This window comes from Rhodopseudomonas sp. BAL398 (assembly GCF_033001325.1).
Lineage (GTDB): Bacteria > Pseudomonadota > Alphaproteobacteria > Rhizobiales > Xanthobacteraceae > JARJEH01.
Window position 1 is genome coordinate 5,434,711 of record NZ_CP133111.1, and the last position, 15,793, is coordinate 5,450,503.

Genomic DNA, 15,793 nt, shown 5'->3' on the forward strand with positions numbered 1-15,793 from the left:
GGGTGAATGGCAGCAACCCGCTACCCCGGCTTGGCGTGGAAATAGTCGAAGATCCTGCGGGCGCTCTCGGCGCTGATTCCCGGAACTTTGCCGAGATCGCCCATCGATGCCCGCTCGATTTCCTTCAAGGTGCCGAAATGGTGCAGCAAGGCCCGCTTGCGGGTCGGGCCGATGCCGGGAATCTCCTGAAGGCCGGCCTCGCGGATATCCTTCTTACGCAGCTTTCGATGCGAGCCGATGACAAAGCGGTGCGCCTCGTCGCGCAATCGCTGGATGAAATACAGCACCGGATCGCGTGGCTCCAGCTTCAGCGGATCGCGGCCCGGTACGAACAGGGTTTCGCGGCCGGCGTCGCGGTCCGGCCCCTTGGCGACCGCCATCAGCGTCACCCCGGTCAATCCCAGTTCGGTGAAGATCTCCTGCACGGCGTTGAGCTGGCCGCGACCGCCATCGATGATGACGAGGTCGGGCCATTGCGGCACGTCGTCGTCCCTCGGCTTGCCGGCGCCGTCGGCCGGTGGCGCCAGCAGCCGTTTGAAGCGGCGATGCAGCACCTCCTTCATCATGCCGTAATCGTCGCCGGGCGCGAGCCCCTCGGATTTGATGTTGAACTTGCGGTATTGATTCTTCACGAAGCCGTCGGGGCCGGCGACGATCATCGCGCCGACCGCATTGCTGCCCTGGATATGGCTGTTGTCATAGACCTCGATCCGCTTCGGCGGATGCGGCAGCCCGAGCGTGGTGACCAGCCCCTGCAGCAGCCTTGTCTGCGTTGCGGTGTCGGCGAGCTTGCGGCCCAGCGCCTCGCGCGCATTGGTCAGCGCGTGGGCGATCAGCTCCTTCTTTTCGCCGCGCTGCGGCACCGCGACCTCGACCTTGAAGCCGGCCTTGATGCCGAGCGCGCTGGCCAGCAGCTCGGTTTCCTCGATGGCGTGCGACAGCAGGATCAGTTTCGGCGGCGGCTTGTCGTCGTAGAACTGCGCCAGGAACGAGGCCAGCACCTCCTCGGCGGTGAACGATTTCTCGGCGCGCGGGAAATAGGCGCGGTTGCCCCAGTTCTGGCCGGTGCGGAAGAAGAACACCTCGACGCAGGAATAGCCGCCCTCCTGATGGATCGCGAATACGTCGGCTTCCTCGACGGTGCGCGGATTGATGCCCTGCTGCGACTGGATCGCCGACAGCGCCGCCAGGCGGTCGCGATACAGTGCCGCGGTCTCAAATTCGAGTTCGGCGGAGGCCTTTTCCATCTCGGCCGCCAATTGCTGCTTCACCACCCGGCTGCGCCCGGAAAGAAAGTCGGTGGCCTCGCGCACCAGCTCGGTATAGCCGGGAAAATCGATCTCGCTGGTGCAGGGCCCGGCGCAGCGCCGGATCTGGTACAATAGGCACGGCCGGGTCCGGCTTTCGAAAAACGAATCGGTGCAGGAGCGCACCAGAAACGCCCGCTGCAGCGCCGTGATGGTGCGGTTGACCGCGCCGACCGAGGCGAACGGCCCGAAATAGCGGCCCGGCCGCGACTGCGCGCCGCGATGTTTGAGGATCTGCGGCGCCCAGTGATCGCCGCTGATCAGGATATAGGGAAACGACTTGTCGTCGCGCAGCAGCACGTTGAAGCGCGGCCGCAGCTGCTTGATCAGATTGGCCTCGAGCAGCAGCGCCTCGGTCTCGGTGGCGGTGGAGATGATTTCCACCACCACGGTGGCGGCGATCATCCGGGCGATGCGCATCACATGGCCGGTCGGCCGCGCATAGGACGACAGCCGCTTCTGCACGTTCTTGGCCTTGCCGACATAGAGCACGTCGTTGGCGGCGTTGAGCATCCGGTAGACGCCGGGCGAGGTCGGCGCATGGCGCACCGCATGGGCGATCGCGGCCCGACCGACCGCGAGCGGGCCTTCCGCCACGGCCTCCGCGGAATCGTCGATTTCCTCCGGCAGCCGCGACTCGTCGTCTTCGTCGGCGGCCAGCGCGGCGGTGGCGGTGTCGATGTCCGGCGCTGGCGAAGGCTCGGGCGAGGCCGGCGTCGACGCGGGGGCTGGCACTGATGCGGCCAACGCATCGGGGATCTCGGTGGGGTCGTCAATCATGGTTCTAAACTAGGTGTTCCAGGGCGCCGCTGCCAGCGCGGCAGCGGGCCGGGCAGCGGTTCCGCTACGGCGAAATTAGGATTCTGTTAAGAACAATCCTTTGCCATCGTGCTGGATTAACGACTGCTTAAGCTAAAACTTTCCATAAACCTTATCAGAAAAAGTCGGAAACCCTTAGCCATACGGGTTCGCTTGCGGCCCTCATTTTCGAAGGCTGCCGGCATGACGGGCGATCGTCACACCGGTCGCGACGTCGAGGAGAGTTGATATGCGTAAATGTGCAATGGCAGCGGCGGCCCTGTTTGCCGCAGGAATGACAGTCGCGCAGGCGGCGGATCTGCCCTACGGATCTTATGGTGCGCGCGCGCCCTATACGGTGAATCAGCCGCTCAATGCCTATAGCTGGGCCGGCCCCTATCTGGGCGGCAATCTCGGCTACAATTGGGGCGACACCACCAATAACCCCACCAAGCCCTCGGGCTTCGCCGGCGGCGTTCAGGCCGGTTACAATTGGCAGTCCGGCGCGCTGGTGTTCGGCGCCGAAGGCGACATTCAGGCCAATGGCGCCGAAGAGACCTTCGCGCCCTGGAAGTTTTCCAACCCGTGGTTCGGAACCGTGCGCGGCCGGGTCGGCTATTCCTTCGCCAATGTGTTGTTCTACGGCACCGCCGGTCTGGCGTTCGGCGAAGTGCGCGGCGAGACCTACGGCCTGTCGGAAAGCCACACCACCGCCGGCTGGACCGCGGGCGTCGGCGCCGAATTCGGCTTCGCGCCGAACTGGAGCGCCAAGGTCGAATATCTCTATGTCGATCTGTCCAACAGCCGGTTCAGCATCACCGGGATGCCCAACGGCTACGAGTTCGGCCTGGTTCGCGCCGGCGTGAACTATCACTTCTAATCGCGACCCAAATATTCGCGATAAAAAACGGCACCACCAAAACTCCCGGCCCGCTTGGCCGGGATTTTTTTGTGATCGACCACGCGATGGACAGGGCTTCGGCCGGCTTCTAACATTGCGGAATGGAACCCGGACAACCCAGTCGAACCGCACTCGGCGCCGCCGGGCTTCGCGCCGCCCATCAGGTCCTGGACCATGGAGCGATTTTCTCCGATCCGCTTGCGGTGCGGATCCTCGGTGGCGATGCCGCGCAGTTGATGCGTGACGCTGAGGCCGACCCGTGGCGGCAGCGCTTGCGCTGGTTCATCGCGATGCGTAGCCGGCTGGCCGAAGATGCGCTGAAGGCCGCGGCAGAGCAGCGCGGTGTGCGCCAATTGGTCGTGCTCGGTGCCGGGCTCGATACCTTCGCGTATCGCCGCGTGGTCGACGGTTTGCGGGTGTTCGAGGTCGACCATCCGCAGACCCAGATCTGGAAGCGACAGCGGCTGGCCGATGCGTCGATTGCGTTGCCGGATATGCTCTGTTTCGTGCCGGTCGATTTCGAACGCGACGGTCTCTCCGAAGCGCTGGCCGCTGCCGGGTTCAAGGCGGCCGAGCCGGCGTTCTTCAGCTGGCTCGGTGTGGTGCCATATCTGACCGAGGAGGCGATCTTTGCGACGCTCGGTTTGATCGGCCGCCTGCCGGGCGGCGCCGAAGTGGTTTTCGACTATGTTAATCCGAGCGCGTCGAGGGCCGCGCCCGCCGGCAGCGATGCCATCGCGGCGGAGACAGCACGGCAGGCGCTCAAGGACCGGGTTGCCGAACTCGGCGAGCCGATCCACAGCTACTTCGAGACCGACATCCTTTGCGCCCGACTGGCGCAACTCGGATTTGATGGCGTCGCGGATTTCGGACCCGAGCAATTGGCGGCGCGGTTTTTTCCGGGCCGTGCGCGGGCAGGTTCGGGCGGCGGCGCGCACATCATGCATGCAATGGCGGGCGCCTGATCCTGCAAGGGCGACCGGCGCCGTGGCCGGCAATCAGCTCACCACCAGATTGACCGCCTTGGGGCCTTTGCCCTTCTTGTCGGGTTCGACCTCGAAAGTGATGCGCTGACCTTCGATCAGGTCTTTCAAGCCGGCCCGCTCGACCGCCGTGATATGCACGAAAACGTCGCGGCCGCCATCATCCGGCTTGATGAAGCCGTAGCCGCGTTCACCATTGAAGAACTTCACCGTTCCCGACATCGCCATCCGGAAACTCCTCCCCCGCAATGCTAGCCGCTGCGCGCCCGCGCATCGACGCGAGCTGGCATTGCGCTGCCGGAAAGCTTGGCCATGCAAGCGAGACCTGCGAGCCGCGGGTCCTTGGAAATACGCCTTAAGGCCTTGTCACTCCGCCGCCCCCATTCGCGGAAGCGGAACGTAACGCCAGTCCTAATGAACTAAAGCATAATACGGTTTTGCCGGGATTGCCTACGGTCCTGATGCGACTTTTCGTACCGAGCCGGGATTCGCAAACAAGTAGCTGAATTTCGCGGCAAGTAGCTAAAGTTTTGGCAGTTCAAGCCGGAAGCGGCCCGCGCCGCCCTGGCCCAACGGCTTTTCCAGCTCGGGCAGGATCGCCTTCAACTCGCCGGCCAGCGTCCAGGGCGGATTCACCACCAGGACACCGGCGGAGGTGAGGCCGCCCTCGGCGCTCTGCGGCGCCACGCTGAACTCCAGGCGCAGGCATTTTCCGGTACCGCCGGTCGAACTGACGATCTCGGTGACATGGCGGGCGAGGGTGTCGGTGGCGCGGCGGCTTTTCACCGGATACCACAGCAGATAGCTGCCGGTCGGCCATTTCGCATAGGCCGCGCTAAAACCGTCGGCCATCCGCTCGAACTCGTCCTTGCGCTCGAATGGCGGATCGATCAGCACCAGGCCGCGGCGCTCCTTCGGCGGCACGAAGGCCGGCAGTGCCACCCAGCCGTCGAGATCGACCACCCGGGCCTGGGTGTCGCGGCGCAGCGCGTCGACAAGGCGTTTGCGGGCGCCATTTTCGATTTCGCAGGCCACCAGGCTGTCCTGCGGCCGCAGCAGCGCGCGGGCGATCAGCGGCGACCCCGGATAGGCGGCGAGGCCGCGCTGCGGATTGAAGGCCCGGACGATATCGAGATAGGGCGCCACCAGCGGCGCGGCCTTCTCGGACAGCCGCGCCTGCATCAGCCGGGCGATGCCGGTGAGCCATTCGCCGCTGCGCTGGGATTCCTCGCCGGTCAGATCGTAAATTCCGGCGCCCGCATGGGTGTCGATCACCCGAAACGGCGCCGGTTTGTCCTGCAAATAGGTCAGGATCCGAACCAGCACGAGATGTTTGATGACGTCGGCAAAGCCGCCGGCGTGGAAGGCGTGGCGATAATTCATCGCCAAGCACTAGCAGGCCGCGGCGGGCACCGCCACGCCTGAGCGGCCCGCCGTGGTCGAATCGCCGGCCAGCCTGGCCCAGTAGGAGCACGAGGCCGCCGAACCGCCGCAAATTTCCTAAAAATGCCGATTGTGGGAAAATGCCCCTCCATAGCCACAGCGCCACGGCGCGGCGGCGCGGCAAGATTAACGGGCTGTTTAACCACCGGTGCTACTCATGGTCGACCGGAAAGCCGGCGGGCTGTTGCCCGCGCTGTTTCGGGCGACCCGGTCGTGGCCGGAAGATCGATATTTCGGTGCACCCGCGCGGTGGGCTATGGGAGTTGAAGATGGCGGTTGATCTAACGATGTCGGTGCTGGTGGTCGACGACTACAACACCATGATCCGTATCATTCGCAATCTTCTCAAGCAGATCGGTTTCGAGCATATCGACGATGCCAGCGACGGCTCGGCGGCGCTGGAAAAGATGCGGGTGAAGAAATACGGGCTGGTGATCTCGGACTGGAACATGGAGCCGATGACGGGTTACGACCTGCTCAAGGAGGTCCGCGCCGATCCCAATCTGGCGATGACCAAATTCATCATGATCACCGCCGAATCCAAGACCGAGAACGTGATCGCGGCCAAGAAGGCCGGCGTGAACAATTACATCGTCAAGCCGTTCAATGCCGCGACGCTGAAGACCAAGATCGACGCCGTGTTCCCGGATCACGTCCCGGCCTAACGCCGGGCTTCGCGACCGGGCCACACGCCCGGCGGCGTGCTTCACGGCCGGCCGAAAAGAAACTGATAGAACCCCGCTTGATTTCGTCATTGCGAGCGCAGGGCGGCGCGCAGCGCCGTCCGCCAGCGACGCAATCCAGGGGCGCCAGGCGCAGACTGGATTGCTTCGTCGCTTCGCTCCTCGCAATGACGACGTTGAAGGCCTGGTTTCGTTGATCGGCTTTTGAGTCAAACTCTCAGGATGACGTCCAGCCGCGTTTCTACCAGCGCAGCTCGCGGGTCAGCGCCAGCGGCGGATGCCCGAACAATTCCTTCACCGCCACGGAATCCAACTGATCGATGCCCGCAAAGGCGTCGGCGTGGATGCCGCGGGTGACGAACAGGCAGTCGATCCCGAAGCCTTGGGCGCCGGTCAGGTCGGTGCGCACCGAATCGCCGATCGCCAGCACGCGCTCGACCGGCGTCGCGGCCTTGCGGCAGGATCGCGCGATCGCCATCGCCCGATCATAGATCGGCCGGTGCGGCTTGCCGTAGAAAATCACCTCGCCGCCGAGTTCGCGATACAATTCGGCGATCGCGCCGGCGCAATAGATCAGACGGTCGCCGCGCTCCACCACGATATCGGGATTGGCGCAGACCAGCGTCAATTTGCGCGCCAGCGCCTCGCCCATCATCTGGCGATAATCCTCGGCCGATTCGGTCTCGTCGTCGAACGGGCCGGTGCAGATGATGTAGTCGGCCTTGTCCAGCGGCGTCATCACCATGTCGAGTCCGCGATGGATCGAATTGTCGCGATCGGGACCGAGCCAGAACACCGCCTGGCCGGGATGGTCGGCGATGAAGTTGCGGGCGAGATCGCCGGACGAGACGATCGCGTCGTAGCAATCATCCGGCACCTGCAGCTTGCGCAATTGCCGCTGCACCGAATCCGCCGGCCGCGGCGCGTTGGTGATCAAGATCACCGTGCTGCCCTGGGCGCGGACCGCGCGCAACGCCGCGCAAGCCTCGGGAAAGGATTCGAGGCCGTTATGAACCACGCCCCAGATATCGCTGAGCACGACGTCGACGCCGCCGACCAGATCGCGCAAATGTTCGACAAAACGCAGTGTGGTCATGGCGTCAAGCGCTCAGCCCGGGCCGCTCGCGCGGCGCGCCAGCGCGGCATTGCCGGTGAGGCGGGGCGGATCGATCCGGCCGGCCTCCCGGGAGAACTCGATCTGCGGGGGCTTGCCTGCGTCATGATGGGGGGCTCGGGAATCCGGTTGTGAGATGTTGGGGGCGGCCGCTGAGGCGGGCGCGGCTTCGGGCCGCAACGGGCGCGGCGCCGCGAACAAGAACCCCTGCCCAAAGCGCACATCGTAGTCAAGCAGATCGACCACCGCGCGCTCGCCCTCGATCCGCTCGGCGATCAGGTCGATGCCGAAGCGGCCGAGCAGATCGGACAAGTCGGCCGGATGAATGTCGGAGGCCGGATATTCGCGCGGATCGAGCAGCAGCATCGCCGGCACCTTGATGTAACGCACGCCACGATCGGCCAGTTCGCGCGGATCGATGCGCAGATCGGTGACGTGGTCGATCGAGAAGCGGTAGCCGCGCTGCGCCAGCGCCGCCAGATGCTCGACCTCCGCGGGGCCGAGGTTGCGGAACATGGACTGCTTGAATTCGAGGACGAAGGACGACGCCAGCGCGCGGTTGGCCTCCAGAAAATCCAGGCACTGGGCAAACCCGTCGGGGTCGGCCAGCGTGGTCGCGGCGACGTTGCAGAACACCCCGACTTCCTTGTTGCGGACCATCAGCCGGCGCAACACCTGCATGCAACGCAGCATCACCGCATGGTCGATCTGCCCCATCAGCCCGGCCGATTGCGCGGTCGGGATGAATTCATCCGCGGTGACGACCAGATTGCCGTCGTCGCGCAGCCGGGTCACCGCCTCGTAGAACCGCACCTTGCGTTGCGGCAGCGTTACCGTCGGTTGCAGATAGATATCGATGCGATTGGCCTCGACCGCGTTGCGGATGATGGCCAGCAATTGCGCCGCGTCGCGCTGCGCGGGCGCCGGCGCGGCGGCAGTTGTGGCGGCAGTTGTGACGGGCTGCCCGACGCTCGGCGCGGCAATGGCCTCGCTTGCTTGCGCCGGCCTATCGGGTTCGGCCGCAGCCGGCTTTGCGGCAGGGATGCCGGCTTCGAGCATCTCTTCATGGTTGGCGACCGACACCGCCAATTGCTTGACCAGGCCGCCCAGTTCGTCGATTTCGTTGAGCGCGGCCTGAACGCGGTCGTGATTGGCCGAATTGGCGGAGACCACCTTGCCCTCGATGGCGGCGAGCCGGCGGCCGAATTCGGCGATCTGGTGGGCCAGTTCGGCGGTGCCGCGCGACAGATCGGCGACCTGGCTGCCGACGTCGGAGCGGTCGCGCAGCCGCGCCGCGACCGAATTATAGAGGACAATAAAGGTCAGCGTCGTCAGCGCCACGATCGCGGATTCTGTGGCGCTGAATGCAGCCGTCGAATACAGCACCATGCCGAGCGATGCTGCGACCAGCACCATGCAGATGGCGATGAAAATCGTCGAGATGCGGACCATTAAGGCGAGGTTTCCCTGCTGATCCGGCTATCTTTGGGTGATTCGGCGGACGAGTGCACTCGTTTCGTCCGCCGCAATCCCAGGTTGCTCAGGCGACCGCGCGGATCACCTTGGCCAGCTTGTCGACGATCTCGCCGATCTGGTCCTCGCTGACGATCAATGGCGGCGTCAGTACCACGGTATCGCCGGCGATTCGCAGCATCATGTCATTGTCGTGGAAGGCGCTGTTCATCGCCTCGAAGCCGCGCTGGCCCACCGCATCCGGGCGCGGGGCCAGGTCGAGCCCGGCGGTGATGCCGACGGTGCGGATATCGAGCACGTTCGGCTCGCCCTTCAGCCCCATCACCGCGTCGGCGAACATCGGCTCGAGCTTCTTGGCGCGCTCGAACAGCTTCTCGTCGCGGTAGATGTCCAGCGTCGCCAGACCGGCGGCGCAGGCCAAAGGATGGGCCGAATAGGTGTAGCCGTGGGCGAATTCCACGGCGTAATCGGGGCCGTTCATGAAGGCGTCGTGGATGGTCTCGCTGACCAGCACGCCGCCCATCGGCGCCGCGCCATTGGTGATGCCCTTGGCGAAGGTCAGCATGTCCGGCACCACGCCGTAGCGTTCGGCCGCAAAGGCATGGCCGAGGCGGCCGTAGCCGGTGATGACCTCGTCGAAGATCAGCAGGATGCCGTGCTTTTGGGTGATCTCGCGCAGCCGCTTCAGATAGCCCTGCGGCGGCGGCAGCACGCCGGTCGAGCCCGACATCGGCTCGACGATCACCGCCGCGATGGTGTTGGCGCCGTGCAGATTGACCAGGCCTTCCAGCGCCTCGGCGAAATGCGCGCCGTATTCCGGCTCGCCCTTGGTGAAGGCCTGCTTGTCGCGGTCATAGGTGGTGGGCAAATGGTCGACGCCGTTGAGCAGCGTGCCGAACATCTTGCGGTTGTTGCCGATGCCGCCGACCGCGGTGCCGCCGAAGCCGACGCCGTGATAGCCGCGCTCGCGGCCGATGAAGCGGGTGCGCGACCCCTGGCCGCGGATCATCTGCCAGGCCATCGCCATCTTCAGCGCGGTGTCGGCGGCCTCCGAGCCGGAATTGCAGAAGAACACATGGTCGAGCCCTTCCGGCGCCAGATCGACGATCCGGTTGGCGAGCTCGAACGACTGCGGATGGGCGAACTGGAACGGCGGCGCGTAATCGAGATTGGCGGCCTGCTTGGCGATCGCCGAGGCGATCTGTTCGCGGCCGTGGCCGGCATTGCTGCACCACATGCCGGCGGCGGCGTCGATAATCTTGCGCCCGTCGGTGGTGAGATAGTGCATGTCCTTGGCGCCCGCGAGCATCTTCGGCGCACGCTTGAAAGCGCGGTTCGCGGAGAACGGCATCCAGAACGCATCGAGGTTGTTCGGCACATTGACGGCGGAGGTGGGCTGGCTCTTGTCTAACATGGCGGTCCTCATGCGAAGCGGGATCTGGGTCGGGATTCAATCAAGGCGCTGGAATGCAAGGCGCTGGAATGCCCGCCAAGGTATCATCTTCATCCCGACGCGCCAGCGGCAGCGTCAGATTTCCATAGGGCCAGATGCCTGCAGCGAGGCCAGCGGCGCGTCCAGCGTATAGACGAAACCGCCTGCCGCATAAGCGAGGTCGACCTTGCCGCTGAGCTGCTTGCCGAGCGTCTCGATCAGCCTGGTGCCGAAACTCTGGCGGGTCGGCGCCGCGACCGCGGGACCGCCGGATTCCGTCCAGCTCAAGCGCAGCCGCTCGGCGTCGACACTCCACTGGATCGCGATCCGTCCGCCCGGCACCGACAGCGCGCCGAATTTGGTGGCGTTGGTGCACAATTCGTTCAGCGTCATCGCCAGCGCCAGCACCGCGCCCGAGCTGATGCTGAGTTCCGGTCCCGAAATCGTGAAGCGGGCGGCGTCCTGGCTCTCATAGGGCGTGGTGGCGCCGCGGACGATGGTGGCCAGGCTGGCGGCGGTCCAGCGCGCCTGCAACAGCAGGTCATGGGCGCGGCCCAATGCCATCAGCCGCCCGGCGATCGCCTGCTGGCCGTGTTCGATGCTGGTGGCGTTGCGCAGGCTCTGTGAGGTGATCGCGCCGACCGTGGCCAGCGTATTCTTGATGCGGTGGTGCAGCTCTTCCAGAATCAGCTTTTGCAGCTTGTCGGCGGCCTCACGCTCGCGCGCCTCGATGCCGGCCTGAGCCAGCAGCGCCCGGGCGTCGATGCCGGCCTGTTCGAGCAGCAAGCGCAGACCGGCATTCTCGGCCTGCAGGACCCCTTGCGGGTGCGTCGGGGCAGTCATGGTCACCTAGCCCCGGAGGACTTCCTCTCATTTGTGACCCGTTGCTAGCACGTTTATCCGGCGGCACCAGGGCATTTTCCGGCACCGGACATAGGCCGACGGGGCCTTGCGGGTTCCATCCGGCGCAGGAGGGAGCCCAACGTCGCCTTGCCGCTGCGCGCCGGCGCTGGTACCACCCCGGACCAGAGCGAGATTGATGAAAAATGGCTGAAAAACCCAAAAAACCGCAAAAACTCCGCGCCCGGCTGCCGCGCGGGCTGGCCGATCGCGGCCCCGCCGAGATCGCCGCCACGCGAGCGATGGTGGAGAAGATCCGCGAGGTCTATGAGCGCTACGGCTTCGAGCCGGTCGAGACCCCGGCCTTCGAATACACCGACACGCTGGGCAAGTTCCTGCCCGACCAGGATCGCCCCAACGAAGGCGTGTTCTCGTTCCAGGACGATGACGAGCAGTGGATCAGCCTGCGCTACGATCTCACCGCGCCGCTGGCGCGCTATGTGGCGGAGAATTACGGCACCGAGAAGCTGGTGCTGCCCTATCGCAGCTATCGCAACGGCTGGGTGTTCCGCAACGAAAAGCCCGGCCCCGGCCGATTCCGCCAGTTCATGCAATTCGACGCCGACACCGTGGGCTCTGCCTCGCCCGCCGCCGATGCCGAAATGTGCATGATGGCGGCCGACACGATGGAAGCCCTCGGCGTGCCGCGCGGCAGCTATGTGGTGAAGGTCAACAACCGCAAGGTGCTCGACGGGGTGATGGAGAGCATCGGGCTGGGTGGTGATGAGAATGCGGGACGCAGGCTCACGGTGCTAAGGGCGATTGACAAGCTGGATAAGTTTCCGGTCGATGAGATACGCAAGCTGCTGGGCACAGGCCGATGGGACGGTGGTGAAGAAGGAAAAGGCGATTTCACCAAGGGGGCAGAACTGGCTCAAGACGAAATTCATGAAGTCATGACATTGGTGGGATCCACATTTGACGTTGAAGATCCCAAAGCTCTCCCAGATTGGCTTCTTAGCGATTCGGTATTCGTGAAAGGCGCTGTTGATCCTGCTTCTGGCACCTTCAAGACGCAATTGACCCAAGAGAACGGTGTGGACGCGACGCCCATCACAAATCATGCGACGGTCCGAAAGCTACGCGCGCACTTTTCAGGTTCTGATCTCATCACTCAAGGGCTTGATGAACTAGAGCAGATTGCTGAGCTTTCACAGTCCGCGGGATATGGAAGCAAGCGCATCCGCATCGACACCTCCGTCGTCCGCGGCCTCGAATATTACACCGGCCCGGTCTACGAGGTTGAATTGCTGCTCGAAACCAAGGACGAAAAGGGCCGCCCGGTCCGGTTCGGTTCGGTCGGCGGCGGCGGGCGTTATGATGGGCTGGTGTCGCGGTTTCGCGGCGAGCCGGTGCCGGCCACCGGCTTCTCGATCGGCGTGTCGCGACTTCAGGCGGCGCTGACGCTGCTCGGCAAGCTGGATACAAGGCCGCAGGCCGGCCCCGTCGTCGTCACCGTGTTCGACCGCGACCGCGTCGCCGATTATCAAAAGATGGTGGCAACGCTGCGCGCCGCCAACATCCGCGCCGAGCTCTATCTCGGCAATCCGAAAAATATGGGCAATCAGCTGAAATACGCCGATCGCCGGAACGCGCCTTGCGTGATCATCCAGGGCTCCGACGAGAAGAACGATCCGGCCGGGCCGCAGATCATCGTCAAGGATCTGATCCTGGGCGCCGAATTGGCGTCGCTGGAAAAGGACCGCGACGAATATCTGCAGAAGCAGGCCGAGGCGCAGCACAAGGTGCCACAGAGCGATCTGCTCGACACGGTGCGCAAGATCCTCGACAAGCACGGGGTTAAATGGGGATGATGGCCCTCATGGACTGAGGCCGCGCGATGCCCCTCATGGTGAGGAGGCGCGCAGCGCAGTCTCGAACCATGAGGATGTTCGGCTCATCCTTTGCGACGCCCGGCTTCGCTCTTCGAGCTGCGCCGGGCTCCTCAGAGTCTGACCGAAGAAGCGATCACCAAAACGAGGCCTTCCACGTCGTCATTGCGAGGAGCACTTGCGACGAAGCAATCCAGTCCGTGCTTGATGTCCCTGGATTGCTTCGCTGTCGGACGGCGCGCTGCGCCGTCCTGGGCTCGCAATGACGAAATCAAGCTTGATTTTAGTGGTTTCTTTTCGTCAGATTGCTCAGGATGAGGACGGTGCTTGCGGCACGCCAGAAGTAACAACACAGAATAACAACAGGGAGAGACCAATGCCCGAGATCACCGTCAACATGGCCGAGGGCCGCAGCGACGAGCAGAAGGCGGCGATGATGCGCGACATCACCAAGGCGCTGGTGACGCATCTGGGCGTCGACGCCGAGGCCGTGGTGATCCAGATCAATGAGGCGCCGCTCAAGCACAAGATGAAGGGCGGCCAGACCTTCGTCGAGCGCAAGGCCGCCGCGGCGAAGTAGCGGCCATTGCCGGCAGCGCCAATGCGAAGCGAGCTGTCGCATTGACCGAGCTGTCGCATTGAATGACGTCAAAGCTCGTCATTCCGGGATGCGCCCCGCTTGGGGCGCAGGCCCGGAATCCATACGCCGCAGCGCTGCGTGTGGTGATGCCGTCGTTCCAATCCAGGCCAGGGGTTATGGATTCCGGGCTCACTCGCAGCTGGCGCTGCTCGCGCCCCGGAATGACCGATCGGGACGTGGTCAGCTCAATCCGGCTGCGCCATGCGCTACCTTCCCTCGCGCAGCCAAGTCGCCGCGAAGGCGCCGAGCAGCAGCAGCAGGCCGATCAGGCCGGAGAACATCGGCAGTACGCCGACGCCGCGCACCACGCTGGCGTCGCGCATCCGCAGCCCGAGCCAGCCGTCGCCGCGAAACACGCTGGCGGATTGCACCGGGATGATCCGCGGCAGCGTGACGCCGGAGGCATCGGCGATCCGCCTGGAATCGCCGCCGGTGGCCTGGGTCAGCGGCGCCAGCGTGTCGGTGGTCGAGGTGACTTGCGAAAACTCCTTGGGGTTGATCGGCCCGACATTGATCAGCGCCTTCAAGGCGCCGTCGCTGGCCTGCCACAGCCCGAGTTCGTCGGCCGGCGTGGCGGCGCGCCACAATCCGGGTTCGCTGGCGGTCAATGTCAGCTCGCGGGTGGCGCCGGAGGGCGAGGTCACCGTCACCGGCGCCACGCTGTCCGCCATGGTCTGGCGCGACACCACCAGATCCTTGCCCTGGGTCGACAGCCGCAGCGCCTCCTCGTCGAGGTCGGGCTGCTTCATCAGCCAGTGCGAGGTTCGCCGCAGCAGGTCGAGATGCGGCCCGCCGCCCTCATAGCCGCGCGCCCATAGCCAGATCTGGTCGCTCAGCAGCAGCGCGACGCGGCCCTCGCCATAGCGCGACAGCAGCAGCAAAGGCTTGCCGTCGGCCCCGGTCATCACCGGCGGGGTGATCGGATTGCGGGTGTCGACGGTGCGGAAGAAACGGCTCCAATGCGGCGGCTCGAAGCCGGAGCCTTCCAGCCCGCGCGTCACCGGATGGCGTTTGCCGGCCTCGCTGAGATGCGCGTAGAACGGCTTCTCGGTGACGCCGACCGGCTCCGCCGGCAGCACCGCATCGAGCGGGGTGCGCCAGATGCTGGTGGTCGAGGCGTAGTCGGGACCGGCCGACACCAGCACCGCGCCGCCATTCTTCACATAGCGGGTGATGTTGTCGAAATACACCGTGGGCAGCACGCCCTGGCGGGCGTAGCGGTCGAAGATGATCAGCTGAAACTCGTTGATCTTCTGCTGGAACAATTCGCGGGTCGGAAACGCGATCAGCGACAATTCATTGATCGGGGTGCCGTCCTGCTTTTCCGGCGGCCGCAGAATCGTGAAGTGGACCAGGTCGACGCTGGCGTCGGATTTCAGCAGATTGCGCCAGGTGCGTTCGCCGGCATGCGGCTCGCCCGACACCAGCAGCACTCGCAATTTGTCGCGCACGCCGTCGATCGCCACCACCGCGCGGTTGTTGACCAGCGTCAGCTCGTTTTCCATCGGCGAGGCTTCGATCTCGACGATGTTCGGCCCGGCATGCTTGATGTCGATGTCGACATTGACGGTCTGGCCGCTCAGCACGGTGCGCTCATTGATAACGTCGCCATCGCGGCGCACCGTCACCTTGGCGCGCTGGCCGCTGACGCCCTGATCGTCGAGCCGGTAGGTGATGGTCTGCGGCTGGCCGACAATGCCGAAGCGCGGCGCGGCGGCGATCGCGATGCGGCGGTCGCGCTCGTCCTTGCGCCCGGTGATCAGCGCATGAACCGGGGCCTGGAAGCCCAGCGCCGCGGCGTTCGGCGGAATGTCGTGGACCCGGCCGTCGGTGATCAGGAAGGCGCCGGCGACGCGATCGGTCGGCACGTCGGCCAGCGCGGTGCCGAGCGCGCCGAACAATTTGGTGCCGTCGGTCTCGCCGTCGGCCTGGCCGGCCTCGACGACGCGGACCTCGAGGCCCTTGATCTGCTTCAGCCGGTCGACCAGAGCTTCCTTCGCCTGCGCGGTCTCGCGATTGCGCTCGCCGAAATTCTGGCTCGGGCTCTTGTCGATCACCACGGCGGCGACCGACGATAGTGGCTCGCGGTCCTCGCGGGTGAACGACGGATTCGACAGCGCCAGCAGGATCAGCGCCAGCGCGCCAAGCCGCACCCAGGCGCCGCGGGTCCGGCCGAGCAGCAGCAGCACCGCGATCACCGCGATAGCGGCCAGCGCGATCCACAGCACCAGCGTCGGAACCAAAGGCGCGAAGGCGATGCCGTATTGCATCAGGCACTAGCTCCATC

At 65.0% G+C, this 15,793-nt stretch carries 13 protein-coding genes; 5 read left to right on the plus strand and 8 right to left on the minus strand.

Annotation, left to right across the window (positions count from 1 at the left end):
* Positions 1-20: 20 nt before the first annotated feature.
* The gene (gene uvrC / locus RBJ75_RS25590) at positions 21-2,087 is read right to left on the minus strand and encodes an excinuclease ABC subunit UvrC (RefSeq protein ID WP_044414326.1); all 2,067 of its coding nucleotides are present in this window, start codon (positions 2,085-2,087) and stop codon (positions 21-23) included.
* Between the two features lie 268 nt (positions 2,088-2,355).
* Between uvrC and RBJ75_RS25595 the strand changes: the two genes are divergently transcribed.
* Both RBJ75_RS25595 and RBJ75_RS25600 read left to right on the plus strand, forming a co-directional pair.
* The gene (locus RBJ75_RS25595) at positions 2,356-2,985 is read left to right on the plus strand and encodes an outer membrane protein (protein ID WP_044414328.1); all 630 of its coding nucleotides are present in this window, start codon (positions 2,356-2,358) and stop codon (positions 2,983-2,985) included.
* Positions 2,986-3,107: 122 nt separating this feature from the next.
* Positions 3,108-3,971: a class I SAM-dependent methyltransferase gene (locus RBJ75_RS25600; protein WP_044414331.1), complete on the plus strand. Its 864-nt coding sequence runs from the start codon at positions 3,108-3,110 to the stop codon at positions 3,969-3,971.
* Positions 3,972-4,004: 33 nt separating this feature from the next.
* On the opposite strand, the gene RBJ75_RS25605 is transcribed toward RBJ75_RS25600, so the two are convergent.
* Positions 4,005-4,217, minus strand: a complete 213-nt coding sequence (locus RBJ75_RS25605; RefSeq protein WP_044414332.1) for a cold-shock protein — start codon at positions 4,215-4,217, stop codon at positions 4,005-4,007.
* A 294-nt stretch (positions 4,218-4,511) separates the two neighbouring features.
* Positions 4,512-5,372 (minus strand): 23S rRNA (adenine(2030)-N(6))-methyltransferase RlmJ, encoded by an 861-nt coding sequence (locus tag RBJ75_RS25610; protein ID WP_044414333.1) that lies wholly within the window; start codon positions 5,370-5,372, stop codon positions 4,512-4,514.
* Positions 5,373-5,701: 329 nt separating this feature from the next.
* Here RBJ75_RS25610 and RBJ75_RS25615 point away from each other — a divergent pair, with 329 nt between their 5' ends.
* Complete coding sequence (locus tag RBJ75_RS25615; protein ID WP_044414352.1) at positions 5,702-6,097, plus strand: response regulator; 396 nt, start codon at positions 5,702-5,704, stop codon at positions 6,095-6,097.
* Positions 6,098-6,356: 259 nt separating this feature from the next.
* Here RBJ75_RS25615 and RBJ75_RS25620 read toward each other — a convergent pair whose 3' ends face one another.
* The 4 genes from RBJ75_RS25620 to RBJ75_RS25635 all read right to left on the minus strand — a co-directional run bounded on the left by RBJ75_RS25620 (position 6,357) and on the right by RBJ75_RS25635 (position 10,977).
* Positions 6,357-7,211, minus strand: coding sequence for a TIGR01459 family HAD-type hydrolase (locus RBJ75_RS25620; RefSeq protein WP_044414335.1), 855 nt, complete (start codon positions 7,209-7,211; stop codon positions 6,357-6,359).
* A 12-nt stretch (positions 7,212-7,223) separates the two neighbouring features.
* Positions 7,224-8,681: an EAL domain-containing protein gene (locus RBJ75_RS25625; protein ID WP_044414341.1), complete on the minus strand. Its 1,458-nt coding sequence runs from the start codon at positions 8,679-8,681 to the stop codon at positions 7,224-7,226.
* 88 nt (positions 8,682-8,769) lie between these two features.
* Positions 8,770-10,116 (minus strand): aspartate aminotransferase family protein, encoded by a 1,347-nt coding sequence (locus RBJ75_RS25630; RefSeq protein WP_044414355.1) that lies wholly within the window; start codon positions 10,114-10,116, stop codon positions 8,770-8,772.
* Positions 10,117-10,230: 114 nt separating this feature from the next.
* Positions 10,231-10,977 (minus strand): sensor histidine kinase, encoded by a 747-nt coding sequence (locus RBJ75_RS25635; protein WP_044414344.1) that lies wholly within the window; start codon positions 10,975-10,977, stop codon positions 10,231-10,233.
* Between the two features lie 299 nt (positions 10,978-11,276).
* On the opposite strand from RBJ75_RS25635, the gene RBJ75_RS25640 reads away from it, so the two are divergent.
* Together RBJ75_RS25640 and RBJ75_RS29535 are read left to right on the plus strand one after the other, a co-directional pair.
* Positions 11,277-12,848, plus strand: a complete 1,572-nt coding sequence (locus RBJ75_RS25640) for a histidine--tRNA ligase (RefSeq protein ID WP_411194484.1) — start codon at positions 11,277-11,279, stop codon at positions 12,846-12,848.
* Positions 12,849-13,242: 394 nt separating this feature from the next.
* Positions 13,243-13,446 (plus strand): tautomerase family protein, encoded by a 204-nt coding sequence (locus tag RBJ75_RS29535; protein ID WP_044414348.1) that lies wholly within the window; start codon positions 13,243-13,245, stop codon positions 13,444-13,446.
* Between the two features lie 266 nt (positions 13,447-13,712).
* Here RBJ75_RS29535 and RBJ75_RS25650 read toward each other — a convergent pair whose 3' ends face one another.
* A complete protein-coding gene (locus tag RBJ75_RS25650) occupies positions 13,713-15,776 on the minus strand; it encodes a membrane protein (protein WP_044418168.1) in 2,064 nt (687 codons plus the stop codon).
* Positions 15,777-15,793 lie beyond the last annotated feature (17 nt).

Bases quoted from the DNA above. Each gene is read 5' to 3' on its own strand.
- uvrC (WP_044414326.1), bottom strand. From the start codon at position 2,087: ATGATTGACGACCCCACCGAGATCCCCGATGCGTTGGCCGCATCAGTG.
- RBJ75_RS25595 (WP_044414328.1), top strand. From the start codon at position 2,356: ATGCGTAAATGTGCAATGGCAGCGGCGGCCCTGTTTGCCGCAGGAATG.
- RBJ75_RS25600 (WP_044414331.1), top strand. From the start codon at position 3,108: ATGGAACCCGGACAACCCAGTCGAACCGCACTCGGCGCCGCCGGGCTT.
- RBJ75_RS25605 (WP_044414332.1), bottom strand. From the start codon at position 4,217: ATGGCGATGTCGGGAACGGTGAAGTTCTTCAATGGTGAACGCGGCTAC.
- RBJ75_RS25610 (WP_044414333.1), bottom strand. From the start codon at position 5,372: ATGAATTATCGCCACGCCTTCCACGCCGGCGGCTTTGCCGACGTCATC.
- RBJ75_RS25615 (WP_044414352.1), top strand. From the start codon at position 5,702: ATGGCGGTTGATCTAACGATGTCGGTGCTGGTGGTCGACGACTACAAC.
- RBJ75_RS25620 (WP_044414335.1), bottom strand. From the start codon at position 7,211: ATGACCACACTGCGTTTTGTCGAACATTTGCGCGATCTGGTCGGCGGC.
- RBJ75_RS25625 (WP_044414341.1), bottom strand. From the start codon at position 8,681: ATGGTCCGCATCTCGACGATTTTCATCGCCATCTGCATGGTGCTGGTC.
- RBJ75_RS25630 (WP_044414355.1), bottom strand. From the start codon at position 10,116: ATGTTAGACAAGAGCCAGCCCACCTCCGCCGTCAATGTGCCGAACAAC.
- RBJ75_RS25635 (WP_044414344.1), bottom strand. From the start codon at position 10,977: ATGACTGCCCCGACGCACCCGCAAGGGGTCCTGCAGGCCGAGAATGCC.
- RBJ75_RS25640 (WP_411194484.1), top strand. From the start codon at position 11,277: ATGGTGGAGAAGATCCGCGAGGTCTATGAGCGCTACGGCTTCGAGCCG.
- RBJ75_RS29535 (WP_044414348.1), top strand. From the start codon at position 13,243: ATGCCCGAGATCACCGTCAACATGGCCGAGGGCCGCAGCGACGAGCAG.
- RBJ75_RS25650 (WP_044418168.1), bottom strand. From the start codon at position 15,776: ATGCAATACGGCATCGCCTTCGCGCCTTTGGTTCCGACGCTGGTGCTG.